This is a genomic window from Mesorhizobium sp. P2_B11, assembly GCF_056404855.1.
On record NZ_JBFUDF010000003.1, the window covers coordinates 77,193 to 95,408 of the forward strand.

The 18,216-nt window shown below is 63.5% G+C and carries 14 protein-coding genes; 6 read left to right on the forward strand and 8 right to left on the reverse strand.

Annotation, left to right across the window (positions count from 1 at the left end; all coding sequences use genetic code 11):
• Entirely contained in the window at positions 1-2,148 is a 2,148-nt protein-coding gene (locus AC1DYJ_RS08990) for a GumC family protein (protein ID WP_477280285.1), read from the reverse strand.
• A 233-nt stretch (positions 2,149-2,381) separates the two neighbouring features.
• Between AC1DYJ_RS08990 and AC1DYJ_RS08995 the strand changes: the two genes are divergently transcribed.
• The gene (locus AC1DYJ_RS08995) at positions 2,382-3,794 is read left to right on the forward strand and encodes a lipopolysaccharide biosynthesis protein (protein ID WP_477280286.1); all 1,413 of its coding nucleotides are present in this window, start codon (positions 2,382-2,384) and stop codon (positions 3,792-3,794) included.
• A complete protein-coding gene (locus tag AC1DYJ_RS09000; protein WP_477280287.1) occupies positions 3,791-4,885 on the forward strand; it encodes a glycosyltransferase family 4 protein in 1,095 nt (364 codons plus the stop codon). Before AC1DYJ_RS08995 ends, AC1DYJ_RS09000 begins: the two co-directional genes overlap by 4 nt.
• On the opposite strand, the gene AC1DYJ_RS09005 is transcribed toward AC1DYJ_RS09000, so the two are convergent.
• The gene (locus AC1DYJ_RS09005) at positions 4,871-6,385 is read right to left on the reverse strand and encodes a glucosamine inositolphosphorylceramide transferase family protein (RefSeq protein ID WP_477426045.1); all 1,515 of its coding nucleotides are present in this window, start codon (positions 6,383-6,385) and stop codon (positions 4,871-4,873) included. The two genes, AC1DYJ_RS09000 and AC1DYJ_RS09005, sit on opposite strands and share 15 nt — an antisense overlap.
• Before the next feature lie 257 nt (positions 6,386-6,642).
• Here AC1DYJ_RS09005 and AC1DYJ_RS09010 point away from each other — a divergent pair, with 257 nt between their 5' ends.
• Positions 6,643-7,791: a GNAT family N-acetyltransferase gene (locus tag AC1DYJ_RS09010; RefSeq protein WP_477280289.1), complete on the forward strand. Its 1,149-nt coding sequence runs from the start codon at positions 6,643-6,645 to the stop codon at positions 7,789-7,791.
• A gap of 85 nt (positions 7,792-7,876) precedes the next feature.
• On the opposite strand, the gene AC1DYJ_RS09015 is transcribed toward AC1DYJ_RS09010, so the two are convergent.
• Together AC1DYJ_RS09015 and AC1DYJ_RS09020 are read right to left on the reverse strand one after the other, a co-directional pair.
• On the reverse strand, positions 7,877-9,097 hold the full coding sequence (locus AC1DYJ_RS09015) for an FAD-dependent oxidoreductase (protein ID WP_477280290.1): 1,221 nt from the start codon (positions 9,095-9,097) through the stop codon (positions 7,877-7,879).
• Positions 9,094-9,867, reverse strand: coding sequence for a WecB/TagA/CpsF family glycosyltransferase (locus AC1DYJ_RS09020; RefSeq protein ID WP_477280291.1), 774 nt, complete (start codon positions 9,865-9,867; stop codon positions 9,094-9,096). The genes AC1DYJ_RS09015 and AC1DYJ_RS09020 overlap by 4 nt, the downstream gene beginning before the upstream one ends.
• Positions 9,868-10,750: 883 nt before the next feature.
• Between AC1DYJ_RS09020 and AC1DYJ_RS09025 the strand changes: the two genes are divergently transcribed.
• Both AC1DYJ_RS09025 and AC1DYJ_RS09030 read left to right on the forward strand, forming a co-directional pair.
• Positions 10,751-11,797, forward strand: a complete 1,047-nt coding sequence (locus tag AC1DYJ_RS09025; RefSeq protein WP_477280292.1) for a Dyp-type peroxidase — start codon at positions 10,751-10,753, stop codon at positions 11,795-11,797.
• Positions 11,794-12,600 carry a family 1 encapsulin nanocompartment shell protein gene (locus tag AC1DYJ_RS09030; RefSeq protein WP_477280293.1) on the forward strand — a complete coding sequence of 269 codons (807 nt, stop codon included), beginning with the start codon at positions 11,794-11,796 and terminating at the stop codon, positions 12,598-12,600. Before AC1DYJ_RS09025 ends, AC1DYJ_RS09030 begins: the two co-directional genes overlap by 4 nt.
• Before the next feature lie 15 nt (positions 12,601-12,615).
• Here the strand turns inward: AC1DYJ_RS09030 and AC1DYJ_RS09035 are convergent, their stop codons facing one another.
• The 4 genes from AC1DYJ_RS09035 to AC1DYJ_RS09050 form a co-directional block, all read right to left on the reverse strand.
• On the reverse strand, positions 12,616-13,671 hold the full coding sequence (locus tag AC1DYJ_RS09035) for an ABC transporter substrate-binding protein (protein ID WP_477280294.1): 1,056 nt from the start codon (positions 13,669-13,671) through the stop codon (positions 12,616-12,618).
• 115 nt (positions 13,672-13,786) lie between these two features.
• Positions 13,787-14,638, reverse strand: coding sequence for an ABC transporter permease (locus AC1DYJ_RS09040; RefSeq protein WP_477280295.1), 852 nt, complete (start codon positions 14,636-14,638; stop codon positions 13,787-13,789).
• Entirely contained in the window at positions 14,635-15,861 is a 1,227-nt protein-coding gene (locus AC1DYJ_RS09045; RefSeq protein WP_477280296.1) for an ABC transporter permease, read from the reverse strand. Before AC1DYJ_RS09045 ends, AC1DYJ_RS09040 begins: the two co-directional genes overlap by 4 nt.
• Positions 15,858-17,012 carry an ABC transporter ATP-binding protein gene (locus tag AC1DYJ_RS09050; protein WP_477280297.1) on the reverse strand — a complete coding sequence of 385 codons (1,155 nt, stop codon included), beginning with the start codon at positions 17,010-17,012 and terminating at the stop codon, positions 15,858-15,860. Before AC1DYJ_RS09050 ends, AC1DYJ_RS09045 begins: the two co-directional genes overlap by 4 nt.
• A 183-nt stretch (positions 17,013-17,195) precedes the next feature.
• Between AC1DYJ_RS09050 and AC1DYJ_RS09055 the strand changes: the two genes are divergently transcribed.
• Complete coding sequence (locus tag AC1DYJ_RS09055; RefSeq protein ID WP_477280298.1) at positions 17,196-18,203, forward strand: ATP-grasp fold amidoligase family protein; 1,008 nt, start codon at positions 17,196-17,198, stop codon at positions 18,201-18,203.
• Positions 18,204-18,216: the final 13 nt, after the last annotated feature.

The following is an 18,216-nucleotide window of genomic DNA, read 5'->3' on the forward strand; positions in this document are numbered from 1 at the left end:
TCAGCTCCTCGCGGCCAAACCGCGGCGCCAATCGGCGGCGCCGGAAGGCTGTACAGGCGCGCGGGCGGCCGGCTGCGCGGTCTGCGGTGCGATCACCAGCGTGGCGCTGCGTCCGATCTGGGCGGCGCCCAGCCGTTGCGCCAGCAGGGCGGCAGCGTCGGCTGCCTGTTCGGACGGGTTCAGCGCAAGCAGCGTCAGATCGGCCTGCGTGAAAAACTCCGGGGACCAGGCCTTTTCGCTGAAGGCCGGGGCGCTGATGAGGATGAAGTCGAAGGCGTTCCCGGCCTCGGTCAGGACGTCACCCAGGGTCCTGCCATTTTTTTGCCCCTGCGGGCTGCAGATGGCGGTTCTAAGCCCGCTGGCGCTGTCGACGAATATGCCGGGGCCATGGTCCGCCGAAGCCGATGGCTGGCCTTCGATCTCGACGACCAGCACGTTCTGCTCGACGCGCTGCAGGCTGATTCCGATCAATGCGCCGGCAAGCCTTGCCTCGAGGCTGCTGCGCGTCGAGGACACGGCCAGCACAAACGGTTTGGGATGGTCGTGCAGGCGCAGGATGATCTGCCGCATCAGCTTCAGCACGTCGCGCGAAAGCGCCTCGTCGCCATCCTGGAACAGCGAGGCCCTGATTGCCTTGATGCCCGAAAGCGCAGTGCCGCTGGCCGGCACGCGGTATTCGCCCAGACTGGGCGGAACCGGCTTCGGAGCCGGCTGGGCAACCGGGCGCGATGTGTCCTGCCTCGGCTGGACCGCCGGCGCCATTTCTTCCTTGGGCGCCTGCGGTTCGTCTTCCGGCCGGCGGACCGGGCCGAACGCCAGAGCGAGACCGCATCCGGCGAGAAGGCCAAGAACCGCGCCCACCGGCAGCAGCAGCGCAGGCTTCGGCCAGGTCGGCTGGATCGGCGGCGAAGCCTTGGCGATGGTACGCGCCTCGGAGGTCTGGACGCCCTCCATCTGCGAGGTTTCCTTGGCCCGCTTCAGATAGTCGTCGAGGACGCCGCGAGCCGCCTGGGCCTTGGATTCCAACTGCCGCAGCTGCACCTGGGCAAGGCTCGAGTCGGAAGACTGTTGGCGCAAGGCTTCGAGCTTGGCCTGCAACTTGCCGACATTTTGGGCGGCAAGATCGTAGCTGGCCTTCAACTGCTGCCTGATGCGATCGGCCTCGGCGCCCATGAGCCGGTTCATCCGTTCGATCTCGGACCGCAGCCGCGCGATCGCCGGATGGCGCGGCCCATACATGGTTTCGAGATTGGCGAGTTCGGCGGCGCGCTGATTGTAGTCGTCGCGCAATTTGATGGCCGAGTTGGAGGACAGGATTTCCGACAGCCTGGCGAGACCCGCCGGCGAGTTGCCGGCGGCAAGCGCCTGATTGTAGCGGTCCCTTGCCTGGTCGGCGTCGCCCTGGGCGGTGATCAGCTGCGTCGTCAGCTGGTCGAGCTGGAATTGCAACGTGCCGCCGTCGGTCGGGTCGACGATCCTGTGCGTCGTCTTGAAATCCTCGACCGCGCGCTCGGCGTCGCTGACGTCCTTCTGCAGGCCCTTGATCCGGTCGTTGAGGAGGGAGTTCACATCGCTGTTGGCGCCTTCGCGTTCACCGGCAAGGCCGGTCCGGTAGCGCTCGACGATGGCGTTGGCGATGCGCGCGGCCGTCTCGGGCGATTTCGAGGTGAAGCTGATATTGATGACATAGGTGAGCCCTTCGCGCTCCACCGATACCGCTTTTTGAAAGCGCTTGAAGGTCGCGTCGCGCGTGGCCTTCTTGTCCGATCCGAATATGGAAAACAGCCGCGATACCAGGCCTCGGCCCGAGAATTCGGGGTCGCTCTCCACCTTTTGACCGTCGAATACGTCTCCCAGCAGATCCTGCGATTCGATGACGAAGACCTGGCTGGCAATGGCGGCGCTGTCGGAGCCGATGCCGGGAAGAACATTGTTGAAATTGGTGGAACGTGAATCGCGCGGGTCGATCAGGATCGATGCTGTTGCCGTGTAGCTCGGGCTGGTCACGGCGAGATAGAGCACGGTCAGCAGCAGCACGGCGCCGGCGATGATCAAAATCATCAGGCGACGGCCCCAAAGGATCGCCCACAGCGCCGCGATGTCAAACAACGGCGGAAGCGTGCGATCGTCGATGCTGGAAGGACTCATCATTTTTCCTCTGCAGAGTCACGTCACTCTACACCTCGCACTATTCCCCATTATCGTTAGCCTTTCGTTAAGGTTACCAAAGCGTTTCACCTTTGTATGCAGGGGCGCCGGTAACCATTCGTGGCGTAGGCACTGGCGCTTGCGTGAGTTTTTGTTCTATTCAGGGACAGGTTTCAGGGTCGGTTCGGCTGCCGCGGGGGCAAGGCCATTGCCGATCGTCACGGGAGCCGATCTTGGATGACAACATAAGCGACAAAAAGGCCGCAATGGCTGGGAGCGGCAATCCGGCAGCCGACATACGCATGTCCATCCCCGCGCTCGCCAGGAGCGGGGCGGTCGCGGGTGTGATCAAGCTCGCCAGTGCCGGCCTGTCGTTCCTGATGTTCGTGGCCGTGGCGATGGTGATGGACGAGCGGCAGTTCGGCCTCTACAGCGCCACCTATGCCGGCGCCAGCCTGGTTTCTTTCTTTGCCTCGGTCGGCCAGCAGAGCACGGTGCTCAGGTTCTGGCCGCAATATGTCGGCCTCGGCGACCTCAACTCGGCGCATGGCATGATGGCACGCGCGATTGTGGTGGCGCTGATGGGACTTGTCGCCTCCAGCCTGCTCATCCTGGTGGCGGGTTTCATGCCGTTCGCCAGCAGCGCCACGCCGGAGTGGTTTTCGCTGTGCCTGGCTGCGGCCGTGCTATCGCTCTCGCTCGGCTGGTCGGAGTTCACCTCCGGCGCGTTCCGCGCCAAGAATGCACTCATTTACGGCCTTTTGCCGCGCGACATCATCTGGCGGGCGGCGACCATTGCCGCCATGCTCGGCTGCCGCTTCCTGCATGTCGAGATGGGTGCGGTCGCGGCGACCTTTCTGACCGCCGGGCTGCTCATCCTTTCGGTCGTGCCGCAGACGGTGCTTCTGCTGCGCGACACGTCGCGCGCCGAGCGTGGCCCGCTTACGGCAGAGCAAAAAAGCGAATTCAAGACGGTAACGCTCGGCCTGTGGGGCGTGACCTCGCTGCCGCCGGCGCTCGGCCAGGTCAGCACCTTGCTGGTGGCCATGATCCTGGGGCCGGTGCCGGCCGGCGCCATCTTCGTCGCCGACCGCACCACGCGGTTCGTGGCGCTGGCGCTCAACGGCATCAACCAGGCGCTGGCGCCGCAGATTTCGAGCGCCTTCTACAGCGGCGACAGGGCGCATGTGCAGCGCATCACCAGCCTTGCGGCACTTGGCAGCTTTGCCATTGCGCTCTGCGTGCTGGCGGCGTTCTGGCTGTTCGGCGGCTTCATCCTGTCCATTTTCAATCCGGCCTATGACACGCCGACCATGCGCACGACGCTCGTCATCTTCGGCATCGGCGCGGCCTTCGCCACCGCATGCGGCCCGATCGAGATCCTGCTGCAACTGACCGGCCTGCAGCATGCACTGTTCAAGGTGCTGGTCATCGTCAACGTGCTGGGGCTCGCCGCGACGGCCGTGACGACCTACTATTTCGGGCCGGTCGGCGCGGCGGTCACCATCGCCGGAACGGTGATTGCCTGGACGGCCATCGCAGTCTCGATCGCACGGCGTCGAATAGGCATAAACCCGTCCATCTTCGGCCTGGCGATGAGCAAGGCGGCAGCCGTTTCCCGCCCTGTGCTTAGGGACCGTACGTGAAGATTGTGCAGGTGCAGACGCAGGCGGAGGCGGCCGGCGCGCAACGCGTTTCCGACATGGTGGGTGAAGGATTGCGGGCGCGCGGCCATGATGTCCGCACCGTCTTCATGTACCGCAAGACCGACGCCTTCGACCACGACGCCAGCGCCGATTTCATTCTTACCGAACCGCCAAGAGGCTTGCCGGGACAGATCCGGGCGACCATCGGGCTGGTGCGTTACCTCAGCAAGGCGCGGCCGGATGCCGTCATCACCTATCAGCACTATGGCAACATCTTCGGCACGATTGGTGCACGACTGGCCGGGGTCAGGCAGATCGTCGCCAACCAGAGCGGCGCACCGCACACCAAAGGCATCATGGGCCTGCTCTCCCAGATCGACAAGCTGATGGGCGTGACCGGGCTTTACCAGGCAAACATCGTCAACTCGGCCTGGACAGAGGCGCAATTCGATCACTATCCGCAAGCCTACCGGCGGCGGCTCCATCGCATCGATCACGGCGTTCCGGCACCGCGTGAGCCATTCGACAAGGCGGCGGCGCGTGCCCGCTTCGGCTTGCCAGGCAATGCATGGCTTGCCGTCTCGTCCGGACGGCTGACACGGTCGAAGAACCAGATCGCGCTGGTCGGAGCACTTGCACGGTTGTCCGACATCCATGTAGCGCTTGCCGGCGTCGGACCGGAACTGGAGACGCTTGTCACCTTTGCCAAAGAGCGGGGCGTGGCTGATCGGTTGCACCTGGTCGGTGAAGTTCCGCCGGCACAGATTTTCGAATTCCTGGCGGCAGGCGATGTCTACGCGTTCCCGTCGACGAGCGAGACCTTCGGTCTTGCCTGCGTCGAAGCGGCGATTTCCGGGCTGCCGGTGGTGGCGAGCAATCTTGCCGTGATGCGCGAGGTGCTGACCGCGCAAGACGGCGAACCGGCTGCGATCTTCGTCGAGGCCGACGCCGACGGCATGGCCACGGGGCTTGCCGAGATGATCGCCAGGCCAGAGCTCATGACCAGGCTTTCGGCAGCCGGGCGGCGGCTCAAGGACAAGTACTCGCCAGCCCAGATGTGTGCCGGCTACGAGGCGCTACTGCTTTCCTGAACTCCTCCGCACCGCCGCGATCCCGTCGATCACTTCCAGCCTGCCGGCGCGGTTGAGCGTGTGGATTTTCGGGTATGGCCAGTCGCCGTCGGCGACGATCGGCCGGGGTGCTGAAAGCCGCACCGTCTTCCGGTCGAGCTGCAACAGTTCGGACAGGCCGAGGCCGCCGCCATAGCCGAGCGTTCCGTCCTGAACAGGAAGGACGACGCGTCCGTCTGGGGCGCGAGCGAAAGCGCCGCCCGGACGCGCCATGCGGTGGTCGATCAGGATCGGGTTGCCGGCATGCGGCGTCCAGGGGCCGGTGAGGGCAGGAGCTGAAAACACCAGCAGCGTGTCGGAGGTGCTGCCGTAGCCGTCGCGGTCGGTGGCGAACAGCCAGAGCAGCCCGTCATGCTCGAGCAGCGTTGCGTCGGAAATCTCGCCCTCGACCAGAACGGTCTCTGCGGTCCAGCGATCCGGAAAGGCTGAGGCACGGTAGAGGGTGAGCTTGCCGCTGGCGCTGGCTTCGGGAAGCATCCAGATGGCCCCGTCGCGCTCGAACACTTGCGGATAGGAGAGGTGGTGCGGTTCCTCCAGCACCAGCCGTGGCGTCTCGGGAACGCCGTTGGCATCAAACGCAACGACCGAGATGACAGCCTTGCCGGTGGCGTGGGGATAGTCCTCGACGAACAGGAACGACCGGCCTTGCCGTTCGAACGGGAACGGATCGGCATAAAAATGGTCGCCGGGGTCGGGCAGCACCGACCAGCCGCTGCCCAACCTGCCGGTTTCCGCGACGCCCGGGGCATCGGCAAAGCGATAGCCGACCCGCCAATGCGCGTGGCGATAGCGGACGCGCCGGATGATCTCCCGGCCAAGCCGCGGCAGCGCCGAGCCGAGATAGGTGGGCAGGAGTTGCCTCGCCGGACCGCTGCGAGCTTCAGACGACGGTTCGTCCTGCAAGGTCCGTCCGTCGGCAAAGGCCTTGGCGAGCGAGACGACCAGGGTGATGGCGCGTGCGAGGACATCTTCCGTGCCGAGTGCCACCGATTCGCGTTTGTCCACCATCGGCCGTGCACGGCCGACCACTTTTCCGTCGAGGACGGCCTCGATCACAGGCAATCTTCCGGCCGCGATCACCGTCGCCGCTGCAAGATCGGACGGAGATCCATCGAACAGCAGGCCAATGGTTGGGACATCGGATCGCGGCGCATTGCCGGCAAGGTCCAGCCTGAGCGCTGCGGGCCGGCCGGCGGGCTGGACCGGAATCTCGTTCAGCGTTGCGGCCAGACTGGGACGGCGGCGCCGAAACAGGCGTTGTTCGAAAGCAAAGGCGGCTTTGGCCGATCCTGGCCAACCTGCCGTTCCCGGCTGCTGCACCACGGCGACATCGTGGCCATCCGACCGCAGCCGCTCGATGACAATCTTCTGCCACAGGCGCGGGCTAGATTGCGGAACAATGACGTCGATCGCCAGCATGTCGTACCAGTTCGCGATTGTATCGGGACCCGGCCTGGACATTTGAAAAACAATGACCGGTACAAAGAAATGACTGACCGAAAAAACTTACCTTGCGGTTACTTGGACATCTGGTCATCCGCTTTAGGGGAAGATCTTGACCAATCCTGCCGGTCAGTCGCCGAATGCTGGATTGACGACAGATATGCAATCAGCGCCTGAGGCCCCGTATATACCAAGTTCCTAACATTCCATGCGGTTGACCTTGACGTGGAACGCAAGACAGCGTCGATAGACCATGCCCAGCCGGTTCGGACCATATGTTTGAAGTCACAGTCGAGGATTCGTTCGATTTTCGTTCGAAGGAATATGCCGAGCTTTTCGCCAGCTCGGCTGCGACCGCTTTTCAGCACCCCATTTGGCTCGCTTTGCTGTACGAAAAAATCGTCGGACATGGTGCGGCCACGCCGCTGATCATCGTCGTGCGCACGGGCGGAAAACTGGCGATGGTGCTGCCGCTGGTCAGGCGTCGCTACACGCTCTTGAAAGTCGTGGAATTCGCCGACATGCGTGTTTCCGACTACATATCGCCGGTCGCCGACGAGGAGACGTTTTCGCGCATCGTGGCAGACGGCCGCACCGTGGCCGCCATCCGAAAACATGTGAAGCCCTATGATCTGCTGCGCATCGGCAAGCTGGCCGACCGCTCGCTGGCAATCGAGCGCCTGTTTGGCATCGACAAGCGCGAAAACATGGGCATGAGCGCCTATTCCAGCACGCTGGAACCGACATTCGCGGCGTGGCGCGAACACCAGCTCGACAATTCCTATCGCAAGGAACTCGACAAGAAGGCGCGGCAGCTCGGCCGGATGGGCCAGGCGCGTTTTGAATGTTCGGATAGTATCGACGCCATCCGAACGACATTCGATGCGCTCAAATTGTACCGCGGCAAGCGTTTCGACGGCAGCGACGGCCCGGCCGACCTGTTGCAGTCGCCGTCCTATTTCGACTTCTACATGGCTGTGGCGGCGGAGGGATGTGGCGGCTTTGCCCGCACCTACACGTTCTGGATGGATGATCGCGCGATTGCCGGCGCGCTCGGTCTCGCCCATCGCGGCTCGCTGCTGGTCATTCTCGGCGGCTTCGACGAGGCGGGCTACAGGAAGCAGTCGATCGGCAGCCTGATGTTCGAACAGATCGCCCGCGACTGCATCGAGCGTGGCGACCATTCGCTCGATTTCACCATTGGCGACGAACCTTACAAGATTACCTTCGGTGGCCGGCCATCGCCGATGTGGCAGATTTTCAGGGCCGGCAGCCCGCTCGGCTATGCCGCGCACATGACCGTCGAGAAGCTGCCGGCGGCCAAGGCCCTGGCGCGGCGACTGGTCGGATCGCACGGCAAGAAGCGCAAGCCCGACCGTACCGTCGTGCCGCAGGCGCCCAGCGACGAGGCGGCCGGATCCTGAACGTCCAGGGCAATTCCAGGGAAAGCGCTACGCGTTTCCCCGGAAAACCGCTCCACACTTTTCCTGGAATTTGCTTAGCCTGCGATCAACTCGCGGCTTCGATGCCGGGCTTTCTGAAACCGCGCAGCCTGGCCGCGAAAGCGGGGCTGAAATTGCTGATCTGCTGCAACACGCGACGACGGCTGAAATGAAGCTGCCGGCGCGCACGCCAGCGCAGGTCGGTGTCGATGGTCAGGCTGCGGCGAAAATCAGCCATGTGAAGGCCATGCTCATCCATCGCCCGCTTTGCCGGATCGTCGTAGAACGTTGCGATCTTGGCAGCCGCCATCCCCGGCGAAGCCATCCAGTTCGGCACATGCATGCACAACCGCTCGACATCGGTGAGCAGCCGGCTGACGCCGGTGCCGGCGGCCGGACAGGATGTCTGATAGGCATCGCCGATCAAGACGACGCCGTTGCGCACGCAATTCTGCGCCACGGTGATGTCGGTAAGCCAGCTGTCGACCCGGTTGATGACTTCGAAATCGCCGAACGCGTTGACCAGCCCCGGCAGCGTGTCGATGAGCGTCTCGCGTGGACGTTCGCGCAGCGCTTTCACCCAGGGATCACGGTGATCGCGGAAGACGAACAGATTGGCGCGCGTGACGTCGGCGGCGGGAAACAGGTTAAGGTAATCGATGCCGTCGGAGACCCCGCCGTAATAGGTGAGGGCCGGGTGCTTGAAGGCGCTTGCTCCCACCGGGCGCAGATTGAAACCGAAGGTCAGCGACTGCTTCTGATGGACGAAATGGCGCTCGATGCCAACATCGCGTTTCAGAATGTCGCCCATGCCCGTGGCGAGCACGAGCAGCCGCGCCGTCACATCGTGATGGTCGAGGATCGACACGCGCTGGCGGTCCGCTCCCGTCTCCAATGCGTTCACGCGGCCGGCTATGAAGCGAACGTTTTCGGGCAGTTCGGCGCGCATGGCGGCAACGAGGTCATCGTAGAAAATGCCGTAGTGGCGCGCATGCGTACGATCGAGGAAGCGTCCCCTGCGAATGTTGACGATCTCGTCAAAAGCCACCGCAGCCGTCGAAAGCCTGTCCAGAAGGCCAAGCCGGCGCATTTTTTCAATCTGGTCGCCGGCGACTTTTTCGACGCGGAATTCCCTGGGAAAAACCGAATGGCGATCGATCAGGATGACGCTGTAGCCGGCCCGTGCGAGCACGTTCGCCGCAATGGTGCCGGACAGTCCGGCACCGACGATGGCGATCTCGGCATCGGTCCCTTCAGGCAGCGGACTGTGGCTGTGCTCGGCCGTCATTTGGAGTACCTCAACAGGGCGTACACGGCCCGGGGACTGGTGGTGAAATAGCGCCAGAAAAGCCTACGCGGCTCCATCATCACACGCCAGAGCCACTCGAAACCGGCCTTCTGCACCCATAGCGGGGCGCGCCGGACCTTGCCGGCGATATGGTCGAAAAGCCCGCCCGACGTCTTGATCAGGCCGACATTGTGAAGCCGCGATGCATAATCGCGGATAAAGATCTGCTCGCGCGGCACGCCGAGGCCGAGCCACAATATGTCGGGCGCAAGCGCGTTGATCTCGTCGAGTTTCCTTTCAAGCGCCGGGCCGTCCAGAAAGCCGTGGCAATTGCCAGCGATGCGCAGGCGAGGGTATTTGGCGCTGATGCGGGCGACAGCCTTGTTGTTCTCCGCCTCCGTCGAACCCAGCAGGTAGAACGTCGTGCCTTCCTGTTCGGCGAGCCCGGCCACATCATGGAACAGGTCCGTGGTGGCGACCCGCTCCGGCAGGTGCACGCTGCACAGCAGGCGCGAGGCAAAAACCAGCGGCTGGCCATCGGCGAAGATCTGGTCGGCCTGGCGAAACAGCCGGGCGACTTCCGCGTTCTGCCCCACCTGGGCGATGACATCGCCATTGGCGGAGGTGAAATAATAGGGGCGGGTGTTGGGCAGATGCCCGCGCGCTGAAGCGATCATCAGCCGGGCGGCGTCTTGCCGGTCGATCACGGTGATCGGCAGGCCGCCGAGCACCACCGTCGGCAAGGTGGGAAGTGGCGCGCCGGTTGTCACGCCTGCAGGTCCGGTCTCGCCAAGCGAACGGGGATGGGAAACCTCATTTGCCGCGGACGCGTCGGGGCGCCGCGAATCCGCTTCGCGGATCGCGTCCTTGCCCCTTCGAGACTTTTTCGAAACGTCGCCCATCGTGGAGATAACCCATTTCGAAGTATTCTAAGTAAAATGAGGGGAAAGTTAAGCGATACGTTAATAGGTAGTTAATGCGTAAATTTTTCACAAAAATCTATAAATAAATCAATGCGTTGCATCGCCGCAGCGAAGCGTGCCGAATCGCGAAGAACGAACCGTTTCAGGCCCGCTTGCCTTTTGACCCTGAAGCGCAAAAAACCAATTGGATCAATGCGCTCTGTGCATTTTTTCAGCCGACAGAGTTCGATGGCGGCGTGGCGGGAGTTTGGGGTTGCGAACGCCCAGGCGGCCACCGGGCGACGTGGACATGTCGACGCGGTCCGCGACAAGAAAAGGTCGATGGAAAGGGATTTCCGTCATGGTCCATGGCTAGCGATAGCTTTCGATTGAATGTCAAAGGCTTCAATCGATGTGATGCTTGTAAGCAACCGCTGCCAGCGGAATATGTATTTCTGGTTGCATTTACTTGCAGAAATCTTTGCCCATCGCATGGGTCGAAAATTCGCCGCCGCTGCTTTTCGCAACCCGCTTCGCTCTCTCGGACTGCCCGGTACCGGTCATCGAAGGGTAGGCGCATCGTGAGGCAGTCGGACCAAAAATCCTGCCGACCTATCCCTTGGAGGGATGCCCATTGCGGCAGAATGCCTTATCGTCGAAGGCGGGCGCAAGCGCCAAATTCTGTGAACCAACCTGAGTAGCATGCTGCTTGATTCAGGCACCGCGTCAGAGGATACCGAACGGATCAAGCATGGAGTCCAGTTTGCCATCTGCTGTTTCGCAACCGGTCGTCGCGAAGTTGTCGCGGGCCGCGATATTTCTGGTCGTTACGCTGAAATCCGGGCCGCAAGAGGATGCGGCCGTGCGCAGCCTGTGCGGCGATCTCGCCGGCCTATTGCGCGCGGTCGGCTTTCGCGATCTCGAAGGCCAGCTGTCCTGCGTCATGGCCTTCGGCTCTGACGCATGGGACCGGCTGTTTGGGACGCCCCGGCCGAAGGAGCTGCATCCGTTTCGCGAGATCCGCGGCCAGCACCATGCCGTCTCGACGCCGGGCGATATCCTGTTTCATATCCGCTCGGTGCGGACGGACCTCTGCTTCGAACTGGCGACACAGATCATGTCGCGGCTCGGCGGTGCGGTTGCCGCGAGCGATGAGGTGCATGGTTTCAGCTATTTCGACAGCCGCGATCTGATCGGTTTCGTCGACGGCACCGAGAACCCGGTGGATCAGGGCGCCATCGACGCCACCATCATCGGCGAGGAGGATCCCGGCTTTGCCGGCGGCAGCTACGTCATCGTGCAAAAATATTTGCACGATCTGGCGCGCTGGAACGAGGTGCCGGTGGCGGAGCAGGAGAAGATCATCGGCCGGACCAAGCTTTCGGACATCGAACTGGACGATGCGGTGAAGCCGACATCGGCGCACAATGCGCTGACCTCGATCACCGAGGATGGCGAGGAGCTCGAAATCCTGCGCGACAACATGCCGTTCGGCGATGCAGGCAAGGGCGAGTTCGGCACCTATTTCATTGGCTATGCCCGCTCGCCGCGCCGCATCGAGCAGATGCTGGAGAACATGTTCATCGGCCGGCCGCCCGGCAATTACGACCGGCTGCTCGATTTCAGCCGGGCAGTGACCGGCACGCTGTTTTTCGTGCCGTCGGCGACTTTTCTCGACGGTGTTTCGGCGGATACCGCGGCTGCTGCGTTGTCGGCCCCGCCCGAGGCAGCGGATCAACCGCGTCCGCGCGATGGTTCACTCGGTATCGGATCTCTCAAGGATGTGAGGCAGGCATGAACAATCTTTATCGCGAACTCGCTCCCATTTCCGACGGCGCGTGGGAGCAGATCGAAGACGAGGCATCGCGCACCCTCAAGCGCCATCTGGCGGCGCGCCGCGTCGTCGATGTCGTCGGCCCGAAGGGTTTTGATCTGTCATCTGTCGGCACTGGCCATACCAAGCCAATCGCTGCACCGGGCGAAGGGGTGCAATCGGTGCAGCGCGAGGTGCAGGCGCTGGTCGAACTGCGGGTTCCGTTCGAACTGACACGCCAGGCCATCGACGATGTCGACCGGGGCGCCACGGACTCAGACTGGTCCGCGGTGAAGGAAGCGGCGCGCAAGATCGCTTTTGCCGAGGATCGCTCGGTGTTCGACGGTTACGCCGCCGCCGGCATCCAGGGTATTCGTGAAGGCACCAGCAATCCGGTGGTGGCGCTACCGGCCAATGTGATGGGCTATCCCGAAGCGATCGCCCAGGCGGTCAGCCAGTTGCGGCTCGCCGGCGTCAATGGCCCCTATGCGCTGGTGCTGGGTGCTGCGGCCTACACGGCCGCCAGCGGCGGCAGCGACGAGGGTTACCCGGTCTTCCATCATATCGAGCGCATGGTCGATGGCGGCATCATCTGGGCGCCGGCCATCGAAGGTGGCTTCGTGCTGTCGACGCGCGGCGGCGATTTCGAGCTCGATATCGGCCAGGACCTGTCGATCGGTTACCTCTCGCATTCCAGCACGAGCGTCGAGCTCTATCTGCAGGAGACGTTCACCTTCCGGCTGCTGACGGCGGAGGCCTGTGTGACGCTCGCGCCGTCGCGGAAGTGACGCAATCGGCGCCGTCTACTCCGAGGTTCCAGACCAGGTGTTGAAGCGCTCGTTCAGCTCTTCCAGATGGTCGAGCCAGAAGGCGCGCGCCTCTTCGCTGCCGATATGCAAGCCGGTTTTCAGATTGTCGCCGGCCGGCAGCAGCGCGATACGCTCGGGCTTGATGAACTTATCGGCGCCGTTGATCGTCGTGCCATAGGCGAAGATGTTGGTGAAGTCGGCCTGCCGCCTGGCGTCGGACGCGTATTTGATGAATTCGTGGGCGAGTTCGATATAGGGCGACTTGGCGGGGATGGCCCAAGCGTCGACATCGTACTGCGTGTTCTGCCACACGATGCCAAGATGCTTGCCGTCGTCGAGTGCGGCTGAAACCCGGCCGTTGTAGGCGAGAGCCATGGCGACATCGCCTGATGCCAGCCATTGCGTCGGCTGTGCGCCGGCCTTCCACCATTGAATCTCAGGCTTGATCGTGTCGAGCTTGGCGAAGGCGCGGTCGATGCCTTGCGGTGTCGACAGCACCTTGTAGACATCCGCGGGTGCAACGCCATCGGCCATCAGGGCGAATTCAAGATTGATCTTCGGGCCCCGGCGCATGGCACGCTTGCCCGGCCATTTCTGAAGATTGAAGAAGTCCTGAACCGTGGTCGGGCCGTCCTTCACGCTGTCCTTGTTGAAGGCAAGCACGATCGACCAGGCCGTTGTGCCGACGCCGCATTCGGAAACCGCGTAGGGCACGAAATCCTTCTTGTCGCCGATCTTCGACCAGTCGAGTGGCGCGAAGACACCTTCCTCGCAGCCGCGCACCAACTCGGCGGTCTCGACCTGGACGACATCCCATGGCGCGATGCCGGTATCCTGCATGGCCTTGAACGGCGCCCAGCCGCCCTCGTAGACATCGTCAAGAACCTTGATGCCTTTCTCCTGAGCGAAAGGCGTGAAGTAGATGGTGCGCTTGGCGTCCTGCACCGCACCGCCCCACGCCGTTACCGTGAAGTCGCGCGCCTGCGCCACACCGTGCTGCGTTACGCTGAGCGCGGCTGCCAGCAACGCGCCTTTGATGAAACCCTTCATGCCCAACCCCTCTGTGTGCGGCCCCTCAAGGACCGTTTGCCATCGCTTTGGTAGCCCAAGTCGTTCGAAACTGCCTGACGATTTTTGGGGTGCAGCCGCCAAAAATGCATGCAGATCACGGAAGCACGCCGTCCACCTTGCCGAGGCTGCGCAAGGCGCGGCGGCGCAGGGCCTCGAACACTCCCAGGAAAATCAGCGTGCAGGCGATCAGCAGCGTGGCGACAGCCACGATCGACGGTTCGAGTTGGTCGCGCAGGCCGGCGAAAAGCTGACGCGGCAGCGTGAATTGTGCCGGCGAGGCAACGAACAGCGCAACCACGACCTCGTCGAAGGAGGTGATGAACGCAAAGACCGCGCCCGACAGCACGCCCGGCGCGATGATCGGCAGCGTGATCATGCGGAAGGTGGTGAGCGGTGTTGCGCCACAGCTTTGCGAAGCACGCAGCAACTGGCGGTCGAAGGTCTGCAATGTCGCCATGACGGTGAGCACCACAAACGGCGCGCCAAGCATGGCGTGCGCCAGGATCAGGCCGGTGAATGTTCCCGAGAGCCCGATGCGGGCATAGAGGAAATAAACCCCGAGCGCGATGATGATGGGGGGAACGATCAGCGGCGACAGGAAGATCGCGATCACGATCCCGCGTCCCGGGAACTTTGCCAGCGTCAGCCCGCAGGCGGCCATGGTGCCGAGCACGGTGGCGAGGATGGTCGAAGCGCCGGCCACGATCAGGCTGTTCTTCAGCGCCGTGAGCCATGGCGTCGGCTGCAGAACCTCAGCGTACCAACGCAGCGACAGGCCGGGCAGCGGATAGCTGAGGAAGGTGCCGGAGCTGAATGAGATCGGGATGATGGCCACGATCGGCAGAATGAGAAAGGCGCAGGCAAGTGCAACGACAACCCGCAACGCAATTGCGCCGAGACGCTGCTGCCAGGTGACGAAACCGTGTGGGGCGGAAAAGGTCCTCATGTCAGAAAGCCGCGCGCGCCAAACAGCTTGGCGAAGACCAGGTAGCTGATCAGTGTCGAGACCAGCAGCAAGGTCGCGGCGGCACTCGCCATGCCCCAATTGCCGATCTCCAGCGCGAACTCCGTCACCAGCGAGCTCAGCATCTGGTCACCCGGGCCACCGACCAGCGCCGGCGTGGTGTAGTAACCGAGCGACAGGATGAAGACGAGCAGGGCGCCGGCGCTCAAGCCCGGCAACGACTGCGGCAGGTAGACGCCGAGGAAAGCCGACAGCGGCGTCGCGCCGAGCGAGGCGGCGGCGCGCATATGCAATGGCGGAATGGTTCGCATGACGCTGTAGAGCGGCAGCACCAGAAACGGCAGCAGCACATGCACCATGACGACATAGACGCCGAAGCGGTCGAAGATGAGCGGCAAGGGCTGGTCGACAAGACCAAGCCGCAACAGCAGGCTGTTGACGATGCCGTTCTTTTGCAGGACGACGATCCACGCCGCGGTTCGCACCAGCACGGAGACCAGGAATGGCAGCAGCACGGCTGCAAGCACCAGGTTTCTGGCAAGCGGCCGGCAGTGTGCAGCATAGAAGGCCAGGGGATAGCCGATGGCGATGCACAGCAGCGTGACCACGATGCTCATCCAGAAGGTGCGCGCGAGATAACCGATATAGACCGCGCGGTCGGGCGGTACGCGCACGATCGAGCCATCCCATTCGCGCTCGAGGTCGAGCACCTGCAGGAGGTAGCGCGGCGTCAGCGGCCCGGCAGCCGAGCGCATGGCGCGCCAGGTCGCGATGTCGTCCCAGCGAGGATCGATGGCCGCGAAAGCTGTCCGGTAGGGCGGCGTCAGCGTGTCTGCCTTGCGTGCGGCCTGCATGACCAGGCTGCGCATGCCTGGTATCTCCTGGTTGAGCCGCGTTGCGACGCCGGCCACGGTCTTTTGCGCGTAGCCTTGCCCCAGATCGGCGGCAAGGGCGGCATAGGCCGGCTCGGGCGGCAGCGTTTCGCCGGTCCAGCCGGCCAGGGCCGCCGTCGTTCGCGGCAGTGCGTCGCGCATTTCGGTGCTCGAAATCGAAAACAGCAGCGTCGAGGCGATCGGCAGCACAAAGATCGCCAGCAGGAAGGCAAGCAGCGGGCTCACCAGCGCAAAGGCGCGCAACTGACGTCCACGCTCGGCACGGCGCAGGCCCGCGCGCAGATCGACCATCGGCGCGGCAGTGACAGTCATTGCGCCTGTCTCTCATCCAGCACGCGGGCCTTTTCGGCGTCCCAGCTCAACGCGACGCTTGCGCCGGCTGCAAAGCGCTGCGATCCGGCTGTGCGTGCCATGAAATCGGAGCGGCCATCGACCTCGATTTCATAGCGCAGATGATCGCCATGATAGATCGTCGAGCGCACCGTCGCCGGTATGGCGCCAGCTTCGCCAGGCAGGCCGAGACGTGTGTGCTCCGGCCGCACGGCGACGTTGACGCGCATGCCGGGCATGGCGGCAATCGCATTGACGGCTTGCACGGTGGCGCCGCAGTCGAGCGCGACGCGGCAGACGCCATCGTGGTCGCGCACCGTGCCGGGAAAATTGTTCATCTCGCCAATGAAGTTGGCGACGAAGGAGGAATTGGGCGTCTCGTAGATCTGTTCGGGCGTTCCGATCTGCAGGATCGCGCCCTTGTCGAGCACCGCGATCCTGTCCGACAGCGTCAGCGCCTCCGACTGGTCGTGCGTGACATAGAGAACCGTGACACCGAGCGCCGCATGCAGGTGCTTGATCTCGATCTGCATCTGTTCGCGCAACTGCTTGTCCAGCGCTCCGAGCGGCTCGTCCATCAGCACAAGATCAGGCTTGAAAACGAGCGCGCGGGCCAGCGCCACGCGCTGCTGCTGGCCACCGGAAAGCTGCGCCGGCAGCCGCTCGCCAAAACCGTCGAGATGGATCATGGCCAGCGCCTCGTCGACCCGCCGCGCGATCTCGGCCTTGGCGATGCCGCGCTGCAGCAGGGGATAGCCGATATTCCGGCGCACGTTCATGTGTGGAAACAGTGCGTAGCTCTGAAAGACGATCCCCATGTTGCGCTGGTGGGCCGGCGTGCGGTCGAGAGGCCGACCGTCGAGCCGCAACTCGCCGCCGGTTGGGCTTTCAAACCCGGCCAGCATCATCAGCAGCGTCGTCTTGCCGGAGCCAGAGGGGCCAAGCAGCGTCAGGAATTCGCCCCGACCGATGGCGAGATTGAGGTTTTCAACGACGTTGGCGACGCCATCATAGGTCTTGCTGATGCTGCGGAATTCGACGAGAGGGGTGGCCTCCGCAGAGGGCCGCTCGTCGCTCAAATTGCCGGCCGCGCCAGCCTGTGGCCGCTGAAGGGCTGAGAGCTGCTCGTTCATGTCCCCACCCAAGTCGTCCTGCCGCCATTTCCCGTTAAGCCGGTCCGCGGCGAAATAGCAAGGTTTCGTGCGCTTGCCGGGCGCGGGGCGTTGGTGTTTAGCTGGGAAAGGGCAGGGGTGCAGGTGTGTGGTGAATCGATCCGATCAGCCGCGGCGGAGTTCTCATCGGCGCGGGCGCCAGAGATGAAGACGTATGCCGAACTTTCGCTCGGCCAACGCTTCGTTCTGGCGGCGGCGCGGGTGTTGATCACGATCCGGCACCCGGTTCTCGTCGTCCGGTTTTTCCGGCGGCTTGGCTACTGGCCCAATCCCGCCGCGCCGGAACGCTACAATGAACGCATGCTGTGGCGGAAGGTGATCGACCACAATCCGCTGTTCATCACGTTGTCCGACAAGCTCGCCGTCAAGGATTACATCGGCCGCGTCTGCCCGGATCTGCCGATACCCAGGACCTTGTGGCGCGGCCGGGACCCCGACGACATTCCGTCCTCGCTGTTGGCTGGCGATGTGGTGGTCAAGGCCAATCATGGCTGCGATATGAACATCTTCGTTTCCGGGGGCGAGCCTGATCGCGCGACGATCGTGCGCAAGATGAAGCGCTGGTTGGGCAAACAGCATGGAAGGCGCTTTGGCGAGTGGGCCTATTGGTCAATCGTACCGGAAGCGTTTGTCGAGGAAGCGCTGCCCTTAAGTGGCGGCAGGATCGCGACCGAGATCAAGGTGCAAGTGTGCAGCGGTGTGGTCTGCCATGTCAGGGCAGAGGACAAGAAAGCGCTGATGTCACGGCTGTTCGATCCGCAGGGCAATCCCTTGCCCGGGCGCGACATCGACTATCCGCGCGAGGATCAGGCGCTGACGGTCACGCCGCGTCTTGTCGAGTTCATCCGGCAGGCGGCTGAAATCGGGCCGCGCATCGCCGGCGATCTCGACTACGTCCGCGTCGATCTGCTGGTCACCGACGATTGCCTGTTCGCCGGCGAGGTCACGGTCTATTCAGCGGCCGGCTACGCCACCTGGAGCAATCCGGCGATCATGGCGGATGTCGAGCAGCGATGGCGGCTCGATCAGTCGGATTACCTGCGCCGACGCCACAGCGGGTTTGCCCGGCTCTATGCCAACGCGCTGCTGGCGAAGTACGGCAATCGGACGCCGGTTGCCGAGAACCTGCCCGTGCGAAGCCTGCCGGGCTGAAGCGCCTTCAGCA